A 16,732-nucleotide genomic window follows, 5' to 3' on the forward strand; every position below is an offset into this window, starting at 1 on the left:
AATAGACGAATGCTGCGCTGTGAAGGTGCAAACGGCGCCCTTCTTTGCTGTGCCGTCCTGAAGCGGAAGCCGGCTCACTGGAAAACATCGGCTCTCCGGCCCAGGGAAGCGCGGTTCGCTCTCTCCTCCATCCCAATAAGCCCGGTTATCCTTCCTCGGCTGGCGCGGGCAAGCCGCTACTGCCCCTATACAGCGCGCTGCGCAGCCAGTACCGCTCCAGCCAGCGCTTAAACAGGCTGGCCAGCGGAATCGCCAGCAGCGCCCCCACCACGCCGCCCAGCGCCAGACCCACCAGCAGGGCAATCAGAATGGTGGCCGGGCTCAGGTGGGCGCTGCGGCCCATGACGATTGGCCCCACCACGTTGCCCAGCAGCTGATTGAGCAGGAAATACAGCACCACCACAGCGCCCACCTTGCCGCCGCCCTGCGGAATGGCCTCCAGCATGGGCAGCGCCGCCGCCGCCACGATGCCCAGGTACGGCACCAGATTCAGCAGCCCGCTCAGCAGGCCCAGGGCCAGGGCGTTGGGAATGCCCAGCGCCAGCAGGCCCGCCGTGGCCAGCACCGCGCAAATCAGGGTGGTTAGCAGCGAGCCGCGCAGAAACAGGCCAAAGCTCTCGCTGACATCTTCGCTCAGGTCGTACAGGGTCGGCTGCCAGCGGCGCGGGAACAGGCGCATGATGCCCATACCGAACCGCTGGTACTCGAACATGAAGTACAGCGCCAGCGTGATGATGAACCCCACCTGCCCCAGCCACCCCACGAGGCTGGCCAGGGTGCCCAGCACATCCGGCCCGGAAGTCATCAGGCGTTCTAGCACAGGGCTCAGGTCGCCGCCCAGCCGGGTGGTCTGCTCATCAATGGCGCGGGTCAGGCTCTCGCGCAGCCCCTCTGTACCTGGGACGCGGGCCAGCCAGTTCAGGACTGTATTCAGGATGTTTTTCAGGTTCAGGCTCAGGTACGGCAGGCTTTCGACCAGGCCGCGCAGCTGGGAAGTCAGGGTCGCCACCAGCAGGGTCAGCAGGCCCGCCACCACAATCAGCAGCCCGAAGACCCCCACCCCCCGGCCAATGCGGCGGCGCTCCAGCCACACCAGCGCCGGATTAACCAGAAAGGCGATGGCATACGCCACCAGCACCGTCACCAAGACGCTGGCCAGCGTGCCTGTCACCCACAGCGCGGCGCGCAGGGCCAGCAGGATCAGCACCACATACGCCAGCAGCCGCGCCGGGGGCCAGGCCCACAGGCGGCGCAGCAGGTCGGGGACGTTCTGGGCGTCTCTCAGGGCGGGCGTAGTGGGGCGGCGGCCCGGTTCCGGGTTGGTCACCCCCCTATCGTGACAGCCCAGCCGCCCAGATGCGAAAAGGCCCCGGCGGGTGGACCGGGGCACAGGGCAAAAGGGACTGGCTCATAGGGATTTCGTCTGTTCCGTTGACAAACCAGAACAGCACTGGTTTGCAAATTCCATGCCCGGAACCCGCCCTACTCCTACTCTGCTCCGCAGCTTGACAAGTCATACGGATTCCGTTTGTTTCGTTAACAAATCGGGAAAACGCCGATTTGCCAACTCCACGTCCGGAACCCATTTTTCTCCTTCTCGCTCCGCTCGGATTTCATCGTTTTTGCAAACGATTCAATCGGAGTCCCTATCACTCTGCTCCGATTAAACCGTTGTGGCAAACGATTGAATCGGAGTCCGTATCAGGCGGCCAGCGGCGCCGTCTTGGGCGGTTCCTGGCGGCCCACCTTCTGCCAGAAGTACACCAGGGCAATCAGCGCCAGCGCACCCAGATTCCAGACGAGACTCGTGGGAATAATCAGAATGAACGACGCCACCAGCAGCATCAGCATTTGCAGCGGATTGGTGCGGCGGTGCAAAAAGCGCAGTGTAGCCGCGCTGAAGGCCACCAGGCCGATAAACGCGAAGATAATCATGGGGACGGCGTCCACCCAGCCGATCCCGTTCAGGCGGCTGCCCGCAATCAGCAGCAGCTGTGGGTTAAAGAACATCATGTAGGCCAGCAGGGCGGTGCGCAGTTCGTACTGGAACGCCTGCACCCCCGTCGCCACCGGGTTCCCACCGCTGATGGCCGCCGCCGCAAAGGCCGCCAGCGCCACCGGCGGCGTGGAGTCTGCCATGATGCCGAAGTAAAACACGAACATGTGCACTGGGAGCATCTGGGCCGGATTGGTCAGGTCCAGGCCCGCCACCTTGGCGATGATAGGGACCACCAGCGCGCTCATCAGGATGTAGTTGGCGGTGGTGGGCAGGCCCATGCCCAGAATCAGGGTAATCAGCTGCGCCATGATCAGAACGACCACGATGGCGCCAAAGGTCGCCACCTGGGCGCCAAACAGGCCGTCGAGTAGTCCCCGGAAGCCTTCACTGACCAGCTGCACGATGTCGGTCAGGCCGTACCCCAGTCCCGTGATGGTCACGATCCCCACGATGATGCCTGCCGCCGCCGTGGCGATGGCGATGCCCACCATGCTGCGCGCGCCGGCCTCGAAGGCCTCAATGATCTTGCGGCCACCATCCAGCAGCCCTCGGCCCACGCCGCGCCCATCGCGCGCTGCCAATACGCCCTCCTGAATGAACATCAAGGCGAGCATGCCAAAAATGGTGTTCAGGGCCACGCGCTCCGGGGTGGCCTCAGGATTGATGGTCAGGGTGCCAATCAGGTAGCCCAGCGGGAGCAGGTAGTGCCAGCCCGACAGCAGCGCCGAGCGCACACGCGGCAGTTCGTCACGGGGAATGCCCTTCAGGCCCAGCTTCAGGGCCTCGATATGTGAGACCACCAGCAGGGCAGCGTAGCACAGGAAGGCCGGAATGGCCGCCGCCAGAATCAGCGTGCGGTATTCGATGTTCAGATTCTGGGCCATGATGAACGCCGCCGCGCCCATGACAGGCGGCATCAGCTGACCATTGGAGGAACTGGCAACCTCAATGGCCCCCGCTTTCTCGCGGCTGTAGCCGGTGCGGATCATGGTGCCAATCGTGATGTTGCCGCCTGTGACGACGTTGGACACCGAACTGCCCGAGATAATGCCGTTCAGGGCGCTGCTGACGATGCTGGCCTTGGCCGCCCCACCCCGGAACCCGCCCAGCAGGCCCTGGGCCACCCGCATAAACCAGTCGCCAGCCCCCAGCTTGTCGAAGATGGCCCCGAACAGTACGAAGAGGAAGACAATTTGCGCGCTGACGCCCAGCGCGGTGCCGAAAATGCCCTCGGTGTTGGCGGCCAGTTGATTCACGACCTGCGGCCACGTCTGCCCGGCATGCAACTGCAATTGTGGTCCCAGGTCGCCGCGAATCAGGCCGCGCGGCCCCGTCAGGGCGTACAGCATGAACACACTTGCCACGATAGGCATGGCAATACCGATGGTGCGCCAGGCGGCCAGCAGCAGCAGCGCGATCATGCCGCTGCCGACCAGCACATCTGTACTGGTCAGGATGCCGCCCTGCTCACCGGCAATCTTGGGGTACTGGGCAATCAGGTAGGCGGCGGTGCCGGTGGCCCCTACGCCCAGAATCCAGTCGTACCAGGGCACGCGGGTCTGCGGGGCGCCCGGCGTCTTACGGAACGGAAACACCAGATATGCCAGCGCAAACGCAAAGCCCAGGTGGGTGGCGCGCAGGGTCAGGGTGTCAATATTGCCCACCTGCGCGGCGTACATCTGGTACAGGCACCAGCCCACGGCCAGCAAGGTGACCAGGCCAGCCTGCCACCCGCCCAATTTGCGCCCGCCGGTTTCGGCGGCCTCGACGATTTCCAGGGCGCGGCGCTCGCCCTCAGTCATCTCGGTGCCGGGCGGTTCGAGCGATGGGTTGCTGCTGATGGGTCTTGTGGGGTCACTCATGCTTTCCTCACTGTTCAGAAAAGGCGAAGGGGCCAGCCGACTGTTGCTCGGACTGGCCCCACACTCAGGCCGACTGCCGCGTTAGCGAACGGTGACGCCTTTCTCGCGGAAGAACTTCACAGCGCCAGGATGCAGCGGCGCAGGCAGGCCCTTGACAGCCTTTTCGTAGCTGAAGTTAGTGGCCAGGCTGGGGTGCAGGCCCTTAACTTCGGTCTCGGTGCCGAAGATGGCCTTCATGGTCTTGTACACGGCGTCGTCGCTGACGGCCGTGCTGGCGACCAGGGTGGCCTGCACCGCCACGCTGGGCACGGTGGCGCCCACGCCCTTGTAGCTCTTGGCGGGGATGTTGTAGCGCACGTAGAAGGGGTATTTCTTGATGAGGCTGGCGGCCTGGTTGCCGCCCACCGGCACCATCGCCACGTCTACCGTCTGGGCAATCTGGCTGATGGCGCTGGCCCCCACGCCCACGGTGTAGAACAGCGCGTCGGCGCGCTTGTCCTGCATCAGGGTGATGCCCTGGGCTGGCGATACGCGCAGGGCCTGGCCGAGGTCGTCAAAGCCCAGGCCGTAGCTTTCCAGCACCTGCCGGGCAGTCAGTTCGGTGCCCGAACCGAGGTCGCCGATGACCACGCGCTTGCCTTTCAGGTCGGCAATCGACTTGATGCCGCTGTCTTTGCGGGCCACCACATGCAGCACCTCGGGATACAGCACGGCCAGGGTGCGCAGTTTGGCATTGGCCTTGCCCTGGAAGGCTTGCAGGCCGGTGCCCTTGTAGGCGTAATACACCACGTCGTTCTGGGCAATGGCGGCGTCCAGCTCGCCAGTGGCGATGGCCTGCACGTTAAACACGCTGCCGCCCGTGGAGCGGGCGTTGGCACGCAGGCCGTCGCCCGCGTCGTTGACCATCTTGGCCATGCCGGTGGCCACGGGGAAGTAAACGCCCGTGGTGGCGCCCGACCCGATGGTCAGAAACGTGGTGCCCTGGGCCAGCGCGACGGCGGTGGTGCCCAGCAGCAGGGCGGCGGCGATCTTGGTGCGGGTGTTCATGGGGTCTCCTCCAGGGAAAGGGCCAGGGCATGACCCTGACACGCGAAGAATGAATGCGCGGATGGTAGCACAGCGGCCAGGCAGACAAAACGCCGCTCCTGGCGGGAGCCAAGCGGGTTGGAAGCGCTTCTGTTCAGTTCGGCGTGGGCCAGTCCTGTGAAGGGCGCACCGCGTTCACTTCCAGAACGTGCCGGACAGACGCCGACATCTCCCTTGAGCTCGCGCAGCACATCCTGTCTGCCTCTTGCCGCGCCTCTCTGGAAGAAAACAAAGTTCACCGCAGCCGCTCTGAAGCCTCTGACCTTTGCCCCGCACTACACTGGGCACATGACGCAAGGCCCGCTCTCCCCTGCCCCCAGTGTCCCGGCCGCCAGCCCACGGGCGCGGCGAGAAGGCCCGCCCATCATTCAGGCGCAGGGCGTACAGAAGCATTTCGGCTCGTTCCACGCGCTGCGCGGCGTGAATCTGGAGGTGCTGCCGGGCGAGGTCGTGGTGATTATCGGCCCGTCGGGCAGCGGCAAAAGCACCTTTATCCGTACCCTGAATGCCCTGGACCCCCACGACGGCGGGCAGATCACGGTGGACGGCATTCCGCTGAACGGCAAGGGCAACCTGGACGCCATTCGCCGGGAAGTGGGCATGGTCTTCCAGAGCTTTAACCTCTTTCCACACCTGACGGTGCTGGAAAACATCACCCTGGCACCCACCCGCGTGCGCAGGGCGAGCAAGGCCGACGCCGAAAAACGCGGCCTGGACCTGCTGCGCCGCGTCGGCATTGAGGAGCAGGCGCACAAGTACCCGGCGCAGCTTTCCGGCGGTCAGCAGCAGCGCGTGGCCATTGCCCGCGCCCTGGCGATGGACCCTAAGGTCATGCTGTTTGACGAACCCACCAGCGCCCTGGACCCCGAGATGATCAAAGAGGTGCTAGACGTAATGAAAGAGCTGGCCCGCAGCGGCATGACCATGCTGGTGGTGACACACGAGATGGGCTTTGCACGCGAGGTCGCCGACCGCATCCTGTTTTTTGACCAGGGCAATGTCGTGGAAGACACCACGCCTGAGGCCTTTTACCAGAACCCGCAGCATGACCGGGCCAAGGCGTTCCTCAGCAAGATTCTGGGCCACTAGGGCCAAAAGAGCAGGGACCCCTCTCTAACGGAAACGAAGGGGACGACTTGCGGACGTGCAGAGCAGAAGCATCTCTCCTGCGATGACCAGAACTCCGTCGAGCCAGATCAGGCCATTGAGGCGGACGGTAAAGCAGCAAAAGGTTACCCGCATCTACCGGACAGCTGGTCTTTGCCCACCAGTCGCACCTGCAACGCCCGAAAAGTGCCATGCAACTGGGCGACCTGACCGTGACGTGGTGGAGTGCCGGCACGCACCTTAGCCGCCGCCTGGGCACGCGCTACGCCTTCATTCCAAGCCTGACCGACGCCGCGCTGCCGAAGACCAGTGGGCGGGCCAGCACACAGACGGGCCCCTCTGGCTCGGCCACCCTCCTGACACCTTCAGAGTTGGTCGCTGTGCGCGCTGGCCAGGATGGTCATCTCATCGACGGCGCCCTGTTCATCCAGACTGCGCCCAGCTGAGAGCAAAGGACTTTAAGCGTCTCGCCGTAGCCGTCCGCACCCCCACCACGCCGCCGCGCACAGCAGGGCACTCAGGAGGAAAACAGGCGCATACCCCGCCGTGTCCGCCAGCACCCCGGCCAGCACCGGGGTAAACAGCGCCGCCCCCACGAGCGTATTCAGCGTGCCGATGTAGCGGCTCCGGGCGTGGTCGGGGGCGATATTGAGCAGGTGATTGGTGTGTCCCAAGTTAAAGCCCTGGTTGGCCGTGCTGGACAGGATAAACACGCCCAGGTAAGCCCAGGGGCTGAGGTCCAGCGCCCCCACCAGCAGGGCGCACAGGGGCGCCAAACCCGCAAACACAGCCGCGTACCGAATTAGGCGGCGCGAGCCTTTGCGTTCGGCCACCCGCTGCCAGACCACGTTGGACAGCGGCGCGGCGCCGGTCAGCGCCATGACAAAGGTGCCCAGGACGGCCGGAGCGTAGTCCAGTTCCCGCAGGGCGTACACGGCGTAAAACGGTTCGCTCATGCTGGCGGCGGCCAGCAGCAGGCGGACCGTCAGGAAGGCGCGGAAGGAAGGGTCACGCAGGGTTTCGGGAATGGCCCGCACTTCGGCGCGGGTGCCCAAGGGCGGTTGCGGCGGGTCAGGCGGCTCGCTGACCAGGCCGAAGACCCAGTACCCGAAGGTAAAGGCCACTGTCCCCAGCGCAAAAATCAGAGCGTAGTTGAAGGGAAAGGCCAGGTCAGAGGCCAGAATGGCGCGCACCAGCAGGCCGGCCCCAAAGGCCAGCAGACCGCCGTACAGGTTGCGGGTGGCAAAAAAGCGCGGGCGCCGGTCAGGCGAGACGGTTTTACTGATGACCTCCAGAAATGGCAGGCCCGAGACGCCCGAGGCCAGGGCGTTGGCACTCATGGCAAGGATAAAGAGCGTCAGGCATAGCGCCGGCTGGTGGCTGAGCAGGGCAGCCGTCAGCACCATAAAGACGTAGGTGCTCGTGCGAATCAGGGCGGCCGAGCGGTACACCGGCAGCTTGTAGGGCAGGGCGCGCACACGGGCCGCCACGAGCAGTTGCGGCAGCATCCATCCCCCAGCGGCGATGGCGGGCAGCAGGCCAATGACCCAGTTGGGCGCCCCCAGCTTGGCAGCGAAGGCCGTCACCACCACTGCCACACTGAGAAAGCCGTCGCCCAGAAAGACGGCCCAGCCGTTGGCAATGCCCAGGCGCTCGTTGCGGTTCCAGGGAGCGCGGGCAGTCATGCGGGGCATTATCCGCCTGGCCTTTCAACATTGACCGGATACGAGGGACAGGGCAGTGCCAGAAGCCAAACGCAGAACCAGAGAAGTCAAAGCTGTTGGCGTTCACGCCTGAGCCTGCTGGTTTAGCAGTCTGGAGGGTCCAGACCGTTGCCACGCGGATAGGCCGCCAGGAATGGCCTCTTCCCTGACCCTGTGGGATCAAGACGCCCAACACCTCAAGAGGCCATCCAAAGTAAGGATGCGCTGCACCTCCCATGCATGGATGGATAGAGGCGTGAACAGTGAACCGCTCAGAGCGACCCTCCACCAGCTTCTTCAGCAGGAGGCCGCGCCGAACCGGGCGCTGGCCGTGCTGCTGGGTGACTACGCGACCTATCACGCCGCGCTGGCGCTGCTGGCCGGTGGCCTGAGTGCCGCCTGCCTGCTGCTGACCTTTTCTTTCTGGCGCCGCTTCTGCACGGCGGCGGGGCACGGCTGGCGTTTCGAGACAAGGCTGTCGGCCACTTTTGGAGCCCTGAGCGTCATACTCGGGAGCCTGCTGGGCCTGCTCACCCTGGCCAACGCGGGCAACGCCCTTCACCCAAAGGCTGGTTTTGAACCCCTGCTCTCGCTGCTGGGCAGGGGCAGCGGAGCCGCCGCTCAGCGCGAGGCCACTTTCAATGCCTGGTTACAGTCCGGTCAGGCGGCCCTGCCGGGCGCGTTGCAAACCGAAATCCTTGAGCGGCTGGCCTGGCAGCAACCCAAGGCCCTGCTCTGCGGCCTGCTGTGTGTGGTTCTTGTCGCCCTGAGCGCCCGCATCTGGGGGCACCTGATTCGCCGGTTCAGGCAGGACCCTTCGACCTGGACCCTGAGGGAACGGGGCCTGATGGTGTCCGGTGGCGTGACTGTCTCTGCCTCCCTGCCACTGCTGGTGATGTTCCTGGCGAACACGCAGGCGTCCCTGGCGCCCATCACACTGACCCTGCTGTACGGCTGACCCTCAGGGCTGCGCTGCATCACCGAAGCCCTCACGGGTCTTCAGGTCGCCTAGCCCAAGACCTCCAGGCCGTCCAGCACCACACTGGCGTGGGCCTGCACGGTCAGGGCGTGGTCGCGGTTGTAACCGCCAGCCATCATGGTGACCACCGGAATGCCTGCGGCCTTTGCCCAGGCCAAGACGGCGCGGTTGCGCTCCCGCACACCGTCCAGCGTCAGGGCAAAGCGGCCAAAGCGGTCGCCGGCCAGCACGTCTACCCCCGCCAGGTACAGCAGCAGATCCGGGCGAAAGGTCTCCAGCGCGGGCAGGGCCTGGCGCCGCAGCACTGTCAGGTACTCGCTGTCCGTCACGCCGTCGCCCAGGCCCAGGTCCAGCGAGGACTGCTCCTTGCGAAAGGGGTAATTGCGCTCGCCGTGAAGAGACAGGGTAAAGGCCCGCGCCTCGGCTGCCAGCAGTGCCGCCGTGCCGTTGCCCTGATGCACGTCCAGGTCAATGACGGCCACCCGGCTGGCCAGGCCTTCCTCCAGCGCCAGGCGGGTCAGCAGCGCGGCGTCGTTGATGAGGCAAAAGCCCTCGGCGCGGTCACGGAAGGCGTGGTGGGTGCCGCCGGCCAGGCAAGCACCCCAGCCCACCCGCAGGGCGTCGTGCAGGGCAGCCAGCGACCCACCGGCGGCGCGGCGGGCACGTTCCACGACCTCGGCGCTCCAGGGCAGCCCAAAGGCGCGTTCCTCGGCGGGCGTGACCTCGCCCCGGCGCCAGCGGCGGAGCCAGATGGGGTCGTGGACGCGGGCGGCGTCGGCCCAGCTCAGGGGTGGGGTGTCCAGTACCGGCAGGTGCGGCGCGAGCAGGTCCCGCACCCCCGCATACTTGTAGGCCGGAAAGCGGTGGCCTTCGGGCAGCGGAAACGTGAACGCGGCGGGACTCCAGGCTCGGTAAGGATGGGCGCTCACCCGCCCAGTTTGGGGCCGGGGCCCCCTCGCCGCTCTACTCCATAGTTTGATTGACTTTTCACACTGTGTTGAGCGAACGTTTCAGAAATCAGTCAGGGTCATACACTTCCGGCAGTTCACGCCCCCTGCGCCGTCCCCTCATCCCCCTGGAGCGCCCCATGACCTACGTTGCCCCCCTCAGCCAGCCGCAGCCGTCGCCCGCAGAGCTGCACCGCACTGTGCGGCGTGGCCAGACGCTGTATTACGCGGGCGACAGCGCGCCCAGTCTCTACCGCCTCGACAGCGGCCTGATGCGCGCGGTGCGCCTGACCCCTCAAGGCCGCAACCTGACGGTGCGCCACATCCGCCCCGGCGATATTTTCGGAGAGGAGTGCCTGCACGGCCAGACGCGCGGGCATCAGGTCGTGGCCCTGACCGACGCCGTCCTGACACCCATTCATCCGCAGCATCTGGGGGCAGGCGAACTCTGGGACCTGACCCGCAGCCTCAGCGCGCAGCTCCAGCGCATGATGACCGACGGCGTTCATATTCAGGACGGCGACCTGCGCGAGCGGATTGCCCGTTACCTCCTGAATCTGGCTGACAGCACCCTGGGGGGCCGCCACGCCGACGGCACCCGCTTCGTGCGTGCCACCCATGAACTGATTGCCGAAGGCACGGGCGCCACCCGTGAGAGTGTCAGTAAGCTGATTGGCGAAATGCGTGACGACGGCCTCCTGAGTCCCGCCTACCGCTGCCTGACCCTGACCGATGAGGAAGGGCTGCGGCTGCTGAGCGGCTACCACGGCTAAGCAAGGTCAGCTTTGACCGCCCCTCGCCTAGGGCGGTTTCTTCTGTGGCCCGCCCACATCCTCAGCTTTACGTCCTGCGCGTAGAATGCCCGCCATGCGGATTCGCCTTGACCCCTGGCCTGTCGATACATTTGAGGGCCAGTTGACACTGAAGCCCTTTGCGGGCTTGGTGTTCGATGTAGAAACAGACGTGTGGCAGGCCGTCCCTACCCAAGGTATTCCAGCGGCACTGCGCGAAGTGGTGGTGGTGGACGGCAAGCCACGTATGGAAGCGCGGCTGCTGATAGATGACGAGGCAGGCGAACTACATCTGGCGGCTTTTGGGGCGTATGTCGTGGGCGCCGTGAGCCTCTGTCCCCACGGCAGCCGTCAGGCCGAGCTTCAACAGGTACGTGCGCGGCGCGTCCTGGCCTACAGCGCCGATACGCCACTGGAACCGGCACGGCTGAGTCCACGCAATCCGCAAAGTGGCGTGCTGGATTACGAGCCGCATGCCTTCAATGGGCGGCAAGTGGAAGGACCCCGCGCCAAGGTGCAGCGGCTCATGCTTGACGCTGAACAGGCGCTCAGTCAGGAGCTGGCTTCTGCGATGGCGCTAGAAGAGGGCGACACCGACACCTTGCCCGAAACTCTGGTGCTGCAAGACGGCCCAGTCCGGTTAGGGCGGGGCGGGAGTGCAGTCGTGGGTTACGTGAAGACCCTGCACACTGACTATCTGGGGGCTGACCGCATCGGCCTGCTCAGTGAGCTGAAGTGCGGTGAACGCACACCTATCCTGCGCTTCCGGGTAGGCGACCGCGGCGGCCACTTCAGTGAGGCCGAGGGCCGTGAACAGCGCTTCACCTGGTATGTGCGGCTGTGCGAGCCCCCGTTTTACCAGCACCCGCTGGCGGGCATCATGCGGCTGGAAATGCACGCCCCGGAGGACAGCACCTTTGTCCCCCGCGCCGTGCAGGCTGTGGCAAATCTGTCAGGTGCGCTGCTTCAGAAGCTAGGCAGCAAACTCCACAAAGACCCCCGCGCGCCCCAGAACCTGATTCCCACAGCGGCCCTCGAACACGCCATGACCCGCAGCATGGGCAGCGCCGAACTGGTCACGCGGCGCATCCGCTCTCATATTGCCGCCGCCTACGGAGCAGGAGTGCTGGCGTGACGCTCAGCCCGCGTATTGGCATGGTGCTGGGCACCGAGGACGTGACCCCCACCATTTTCTGGTTTGCGGTGGGGCGCGGGGCCAGCGTGCAACTTGACGACCTGGTGACCGTGCAAACCGCCCGCCCCGACGGCAAGGTCGTTCACTTTTACGGCCTGGTGGACAACGTGCGCAAGCGTCACGAGGGCGTCACCTTCGAGTCGGATGTGGAAGACGTGGTGGCGGGTGTGCTGCCCGCCAGCATTAGCTACGCAGCGCGGGTGCTGGTCACGCGGGTGGACCCCGAACACTTCATTCCGCCGCAGCCCGGTGATGAGGTCCGGCATGCCCAGGGCGACGACCTGAAGATGGCCCTCAGTGCCGACAAGATGAAAGAGGCGGCTTTCCCAGCTGGTCTGCTGGCCGATGGGCAAACGCTGCCCCTGAATTTCCGCTTCGTCAACGGCGAGCAGGGCGGGCACATCAACATTTCGGGCATCTCGGGGGTGGCCACCAAGACCAGTTACGCGCTGTTCTTGCTGCACTCCATCTTCCGCAGTGGGGTGATGGACCGGGTGGCCCAGAGCAGCGGCGGACAGATGACCGGCACGGCAGGGGGCCGGGCCATTATTTTCAACGTCAAGGGCGAGGACCTGCTGTTTCTAGACCAACCCAACAGCAAAGTGACCGCGCGGGAGGCCCAGGCCGCCCAGGACAAGGGCCTAACCGCCGACCGCTACACCCTGATGGGCCTGCCCCGCACCCCCTTTACCGACACGCAATTCCTGGCGCCGCCCCGCGCCGGCTCGGTCAGCGGCGCCATCGTGCCGCACACCGACCAGCGCTCGCAGGGGGTTACGCCATTTCTGTTCACCCTGCGCGACTTCTGCGCGGGGCGGATGCTGCCTTATGTCTTCAGTGATGCGGGCAGCAGCCTGAATATCGGCTATGTCATTGGGAATATTGAGGAGAAACTAGCGCGGCTGGCCCAGGTACAGTCTGGCGCCGGAGCACATCTCCTAGTGACCGATTGGAAGCCGGAGGAAAATGCTGACATTCCCGAAGATATTGATTTCGGTGACTTAGAAGGCATCCGCATCAACTCTTTTGAGCAACTCATTGCCTATCTTGAATTCAAACTACTTGATGAGAATGACGGCCAGGGTGACCGCAAATGGGTGCTCAATCAATCTCAGGGCACCCTGCGCGCCTTTACCCGGCGTCTGCGCGGCGTTCAGAAGCACCTTTCGCCCCTGATTCGCGGCGACGTGAGCGAGGCCGAAGCCAGCCGCTACCGGCCCAATCTGCTGCGCGGCGCCCAGCTGAGCGTGGTGGACATCCACAACCTCTCTGGCCCCGCCCAGATGTTCGTGGTGGGCGTGCTGCTGCGTGAGGTCTTTGAACACAAAGAGCGCTTCGGCCGCCAGGACACCGTGTTTGTGGTGCTGGACGAGCTGAACAAGTACGCTCCGCGCGACGAGGGCAGCCCGATTAAAGACATCCTGCTGGAAATCGCTGAACGTGGCCGGTCCTTAGGCATCATCCTGATCGGCGCGCAGCAGACGGCCAGCGAGGTTGAGCGGCGCATCGTCTCCAACGCCGCCATCCGGGTGGTGGGCCGTCTGGACCTGGCCGAAGCCGAGCGTCCCGAATACCGTTTTTTGCCGCAGAGCTTCCGGGCGCGCGCCGGGATTCTGCAACCCGGCACCATGCTGGTGTCGCAGCCAGACGTCCCCAACCCGGTGCTGGTCAATTACCCATTTCCTGCCTGGGCCACCCGCAAAGACGAGGTGGACGATCTGGGCGGGCGCGAGGTGCAGGAGGTGGGCGAGGAATGGCTGCGGTAAAAGCCCGTGAAGAAAGGGAAGGCCCAGATGTGGCCCTCCCCTCTTTTTTTACAGCTTCTGCACCAGAATCGGCGTGGTGGTCGGCTGCTCGCTGCCGCCGGGCGGCTCCACACTGACGGCCAAGGTTTGACCGGCCTGCGCGCCCTCCCATTCAATGCCCCGGCCGCTCAGCACCCCAACCGAGACCGGCGTCTGACCTTCAAGGCGCCACAGCTGATAGACCCGGCCTTCTGGCGGCGTCTCACTGAGGTGCAGGTAGGCGCGGCCATCCGGCAGACGGACCACTTGGCCCACCTGGGTGCCCTCTGACTGCAAGGTGGTGGTCAGAGCGCCCGGCGTGTGAGCAAAGCGGCTCAGCAGGTCGCCTGGAGCCGCTGGGCGGAGCAGCAAAAACCCTACGGCCGCCGCCGCCGCCAGAGCCAGCACCCCCAACGAAGCGGGTGACAACACACGGCCACTTGGGGTGGGCGCCGGAGCTGGTGGGGCGGGCGTCACCTCGGCGCGCAAGCGGCCCAGCAGACGATCCAGGGCGCCGGGAGGCAGCTCGGTTTGCGGGAGGGCGCTGGGCAGACCATGCAGAGCTTCTAGGTCCTCGCGGTAGGCCGCCAGCAGCGCAGGGTCAGCGTCCAGAGCGGCGCGCAGCTGCGCTTCTTCGTTCGGGCTCAGCAGGCCAAGCGCGAGGCTTACCAGTTCTTCTCGGTTGACAGTCACTTGGATTCACCTACTTTGCTGAAGGGAACGGGAGGTCGGGGGCGCAGAAGCGCAATTGAATACACCGCGTCTATATGCTGGACGCTGGGCGGGGGACAGCCGTTCACAGCCGCTGTGGTTTAGCCAAGTGCTCGCGCATCCGGTCAAGGGCGGCACGCAGGCGAGATTTTACTGTACCAACCGGCAATCCGGTCAGGATAGCCAGTTCACTGTGGGTATAGCCCCGGTAGTACGCCAGTTCGACCAGTTCGCGGTGATGTGGCTCCAGGCCCTGAACCACCTGCTCTGCCAGGATGCGGTCCGTGGGATCGGCGCTAGCGGTCGGGGCGTCCCAGTCTTCTATCTCTAGCGGGGTTTCGGGGCGGTCCCGCAACTCCTGCAAAAAGCGGTGGTGGGCAATGCTGACCAGCCAAGTCTTAGCACTGGCCCGGCGGGCATCAAACCGCCCTGCATGCCGCCAGGCATTCATAAAAGCATCTTGCACGCAACTCTCGACATCCTCGGTCTGGTGAAGCATGCGCCGGCCCAGTGCGTACAGCAGCCGGGCGTAGCGGCGATGCAACTCGGCCAATGCCTCTTCTTGCCCAGTGGACATGGCGTGCAGCAAAGCCTCATCGGGCAGGTCGGGGGGAAAGGGCGTCATGAGAACTCACTCAGGCTAACAGGCCGGACAGAGGCCCGTATACGGCTGTAGGACGCCAATGCCTTAGCGAAGCCTCATGCAAATGCAAAAAGCGGTTAGGAATGATTAAACAGAGCGCTCGTCGGCAGCAGCCACTGACGACGCGGCCAGGGCAGTCGCCGCCACAGGTGCAGGAGCGGCAGGCGCAGCGACTGGTGCCGCTGTGAAGTTCAGGTCATCTTTGAGGCCCTGGGTGCTGCGGCGAAATTCGCGCAGACCATGGCCCAGGCTTTTGCCCAGTTCGGGCAGTTTGCGCGGTCCAAAGACCACCAGGGCGACCAGCAAAATCACAATCAGTTCAGCGGGGCCAATATTCGGCATGGGTTCTCCAGATGGAAAGAGGCGGTGAAAAAGTATAATTTCAACTACGAAGACGGCAGTCTTGCTAGTCAAACAAAGTCTTAAAACTCGATCAAGTATTTAATGCTTTCCAGTCTATCCTCCAAAATAAGCGCCTCTCTGACGTTTTGTGTCGTCTTTCAGATATCAATTTCATTAGGCGGCGCCCTCATAGAACGGCATGGATCTACTTGATGTAAAACTCAATCTGCCGAAACTTATACCTTCGGTCGAACAGCTATATACAAAACTCCTGAGATTGGATGGGCTTTGAGAGATCGTAAAGAAATCATGAAATCCGCCTCAGAAAATATGCCCACGAAGGAAATGACCAGGGCCCTGTAGACGGGTCAGAAAGAGGCATTAGACTATTTGCCGTGATTGGTCTTGCCGCTCCACTTCAGTTCACAGCAGGACCGGGGCGGCTGGACGTTATTTTGGCAACGCTGAGTGGATCAAGCCGCTCACAGGTGGCCGGCTGGATTGCTGGCGGCTTTGTTCAGGTTGAAGGCCAGGTGGCGACACGGTCCAGCCTGAAGCTGCGCGGTGGAGAAGTTTTACATGTGCAGATCCCACCTGTACCCGACGCCACTGTGGCGCCAGAACAGGTTCCACTCGACGTCTTGTTTGAGGATGATCACCTCATTGCGGTCAATAAGCCGCCTGGTATGGTGACGCACCCGGCACCTGGCCTCAATACCGGAACCCTGGTGAATGCCCTTCTGGGGCGTATGAAATTGCCAGAGCAGATTGGTTTTGACGGCCCAGATGGCTACCGGCCCGGCATCGTTCACCGACTGGACCGGGATACCAGCGGCGTGATCGTGGTGGCTAAGACAGTAGGGGCTCATGCACGCCTCGCCAATGCCTTCAAAGCGCGTGAAACGGTGAAGGTCTATCTGGCCATCGCTGCAGGCAGTTGGCGAGCAGATCAGCCTGTGACGATCGACGCCCCGATTGGCCGCCACCCGGTCCAGCGTCAGCGCATGACAGTAGGTGGTGCTCAGCCACGTGAGGCGCAAACACTCTTCACGCCACTGGCCACGATTTCAACTGGATATGGGCGCACGGTGACCCTGGTGCGCGCGCAACCACGCACCGGACGTACCCACCAGATTCGCGTCCATCTGGCGCACCTGGGCAGCCCTCTGCTGGGCGATCCGGTGTACGGACGCAGCAGCACCCTTATAGCCCGTCACGCTTTGCATGCTCAGTACTTGACCCTGTCTCATCCTCTAACCGGTCATCCTCTGCTCCTCAATGCACCTGCCCCAGAAGATCTGCTGAACGCCTGGCTCTCCCTTGGAGGTCATTGGCCTGCACAGGCGGAGACACCTCCACCGTCCTGATCCATTTTTCAGCTGCAACCTAGTCACAAATCTATGATTTCGCCGCGTTGTGTTTAGAAATCGAAAGACAAAAGCTCTATTTTAGATAAATTGGCGACAGCTGAAAAAATAATAAGGCGACAGACGAGCTTAGCCGACACGCAAGGTCGCACTAGGTTGCCCAACAGAGCCGACAGTATCTCGCTCGAAAGTCTCAGTCACGCTGCTCTTGCCGCC

The 16,732-nt window shown here is 64.0% G+C and carries 15 protein-coding genes; 7 read left to right on the forward strand and 8 right to left on the reverse strand.

Features of this window, described 5'->3' with window-relative positions; genetic code table 11:
• Positions 1-145: 145 nt before the first annotated feature.
• The 3 genes from K7W42_RS01375 to K7W42_RS01385 form a co-directional block, all read right to left on the reverse strand.
• Positions 146-1,327 carry an AI-2E family transporter gene (locus K7W42_RS01375; RefSeq protein ID WP_224571595.1) on the reverse strand — a complete coding sequence of 394 codons (1,182 nt, stop codon included), beginning with the start codon at positions 1,325-1,327 and terminating at the stop codon, positions 146-148.
• A 374-nt stretch (positions 1,328-1,701) separates the two neighbouring features.
• On the reverse strand, positions 1,702-3,861 hold the full coding sequence (locus K7W42_RS01380; RefSeq protein WP_224571596.1) for a TRAP transporter permease: 2,160 nt from the start codon (positions 3,859-3,861) through the stop codon (positions 1,702-1,704).
• Positions 3,862-3,942: 81 nt separating this feature from the next.
• The gene (locus K7W42_RS01385) at positions 3,943-4,908 is read right to left on the reverse strand and encodes a TAXI family TRAP transporter solute-binding subunit (protein ID WP_224571597.1); all 966 of its coding nucleotides are present in this window, start codon (positions 4,906-4,908) and stop codon (positions 3,943-3,945) included.
• A gap of 327 nt (positions 4,909-5,235) precedes the next feature.
• Between K7W42_RS01385 and K7W42_RS01390 the strand changes: the two genes are divergently transcribed.
• Both K7W42_RS01390 and K7W42_RS01395 read left to right on the forward strand, forming a co-directional pair.
• Entirely contained in the window at positions 5,236-6,036 is an 801-nt protein-coding gene (locus K7W42_RS01390; RefSeq protein WP_157458065.1) for an amino acid ABC transporter ATP-binding protein, read from the forward strand.
• Between the two features lie 209 nt (positions 6,037-6,245).
• The gene (locus K7W42_RS01395; RefSeq protein ID WP_369411303.1) at positions 6,246-6,500 is read left to right on the forward strand and encodes a hypothetical protein; all 255 of its coding nucleotides are present in this window, start codon (positions 6,246-6,248) and stop codon (positions 6,498-6,500) included.
• A gap of 12 nt (positions 6,501-6,512) precedes the next feature.
• Here the strand turns inward: K7W42_RS01395 and K7W42_RS01400 are convergent, their stop codons facing one another.
• Positions 6,513-7,739 carry an MFS transporter gene (locus K7W42_RS01400; RefSeq protein ID WP_224571598.1) on the reverse strand — a complete coding sequence of 409 codons (1,227 nt, stop codon included), beginning with the start codon at positions 7,737-7,739 and terminating at the stop codon, positions 6,513-6,515.
• A 274-nt stretch (positions 7,740-8,013) separates the two neighbouring features.
• Between K7W42_RS01400 and K7W42_RS01405 the strand changes: the two genes are divergently transcribed.
• Positions 8,014-8,715: a hypothetical protein gene (locus K7W42_RS01405; RefSeq protein ID WP_224571599.1), complete on the forward strand. Its 702-nt coding sequence runs from the start codon at positions 8,014-8,016 to the stop codon at positions 8,713-8,715.
• A gap of 50 nt (positions 8,716-8,765) precedes the next feature.
• Here the strand turns inward: K7W42_RS01405 and K7W42_RS01410 are convergent, their stop codons facing one another.
• Positions 8,766-9,665, reverse strand: coding sequence for a histone deacetylase family protein (locus K7W42_RS01410; protein WP_224571600.1), 900 nt, complete (start codon positions 9,663-9,665; stop codon positions 8,766-8,768).
• A 158-nt stretch (positions 9,666-9,823) separates the two neighbouring features.
• On the opposite strand from K7W42_RS01410, the gene K7W42_RS01415 reads away from it, so the two are divergent.
• The 3 genes from K7W42_RS01415 (at position 9,824) to K7W42_RS01425 (ending at position 13,435) form a co-directional block, all read left to right on the forward strand.
• Positions 9,824-10,456, forward strand: coding sequence for a Crp/Fnr family transcriptional regulator (locus K7W42_RS01415; protein ID WP_224571601.1), 633 nt, complete (start codon positions 9,824-9,826; stop codon positions 10,454-10,456).
• A 94-nt stretch (positions 10,457-10,550) separates the two neighbouring features.
• A complete protein-coding gene (locus K7W42_RS01420) occupies positions 10,551-11,609 on the forward strand; it encodes a DNA double-strand break repair nuclease NurA (protein WP_224571602.1) in 1,059 nt (352 codons plus the stop codon).
• 20 nt (positions 11,610-11,629) lie between these two features.
• Positions 11,630-13,435, forward strand: coding sequence for an ATP-binding protein (locus K7W42_RS01425; protein WP_224571964.1), 1,806 nt, complete (start codon positions 11,630-11,632; stop codon positions 13,433-13,435).
• 48 nt (positions 13,436-13,483) lie between these two features.
• On the opposite strand, the gene K7W42_RS01430 is transcribed toward K7W42_RS01425, so the two are convergent.
• From K7W42_RS01430 to K7W42_RS01440, 3 genes are all read right to left on the reverse strand, one after another.
• Complete coding sequence (locus K7W42_RS01430) at positions 13,484-14,146, reverse strand: anti-sigma factor (RefSeq protein WP_224571603.1); 663 nt, start codon at positions 14,144-14,146, stop codon at positions 13,484-13,486.
• A 103-nt stretch (positions 14,147-14,249) separates the two neighbouring features.
• Positions 14,250-14,789, reverse strand: coding sequence for a sigma-70 family RNA polymerase sigma factor (locus K7W42_RS01435; protein WP_224571604.1), 540 nt, complete (start codon positions 14,787-14,789; stop codon positions 14,250-14,252).
• 105 nt (positions 14,790-14,894) lie between these two features.
• A complete protein-coding gene (locus K7W42_RS01440) occupies positions 14,895-15,149 on the reverse strand; it encodes a twin-arginine translocase TatA/TatE family subunit (RefSeq protein WP_157458071.1) in 255 nt (84 codons plus the stop codon).
• A 395-nt stretch (positions 15,150-15,544) separates the two neighbouring features.
• On the opposite strand from K7W42_RS01440, the gene K7W42_RS01445 reads away from it, so the two are divergent.
• Positions 15,545-16,516: an RluA family pseudouridine synthase gene (locus K7W42_RS01445; RefSeq protein WP_224571605.1), complete on the forward strand. Its 972-nt coding sequence runs from the start codon at positions 15,545-15,547 to the stop codon at positions 16,514-16,516.
• Positions 16,517-16,732 lie beyond the last annotated feature (216 nt).

Origin of the sequence: Deinococcus betulae (assembly GCF_020166395.1) — a bacterium.
Taxonomy (GTDB): Bacteria; Deinococcota; Deinococci; order Deinococcales; family Deinococcaceae; genus Deinococcus; species Deinococcus betulae.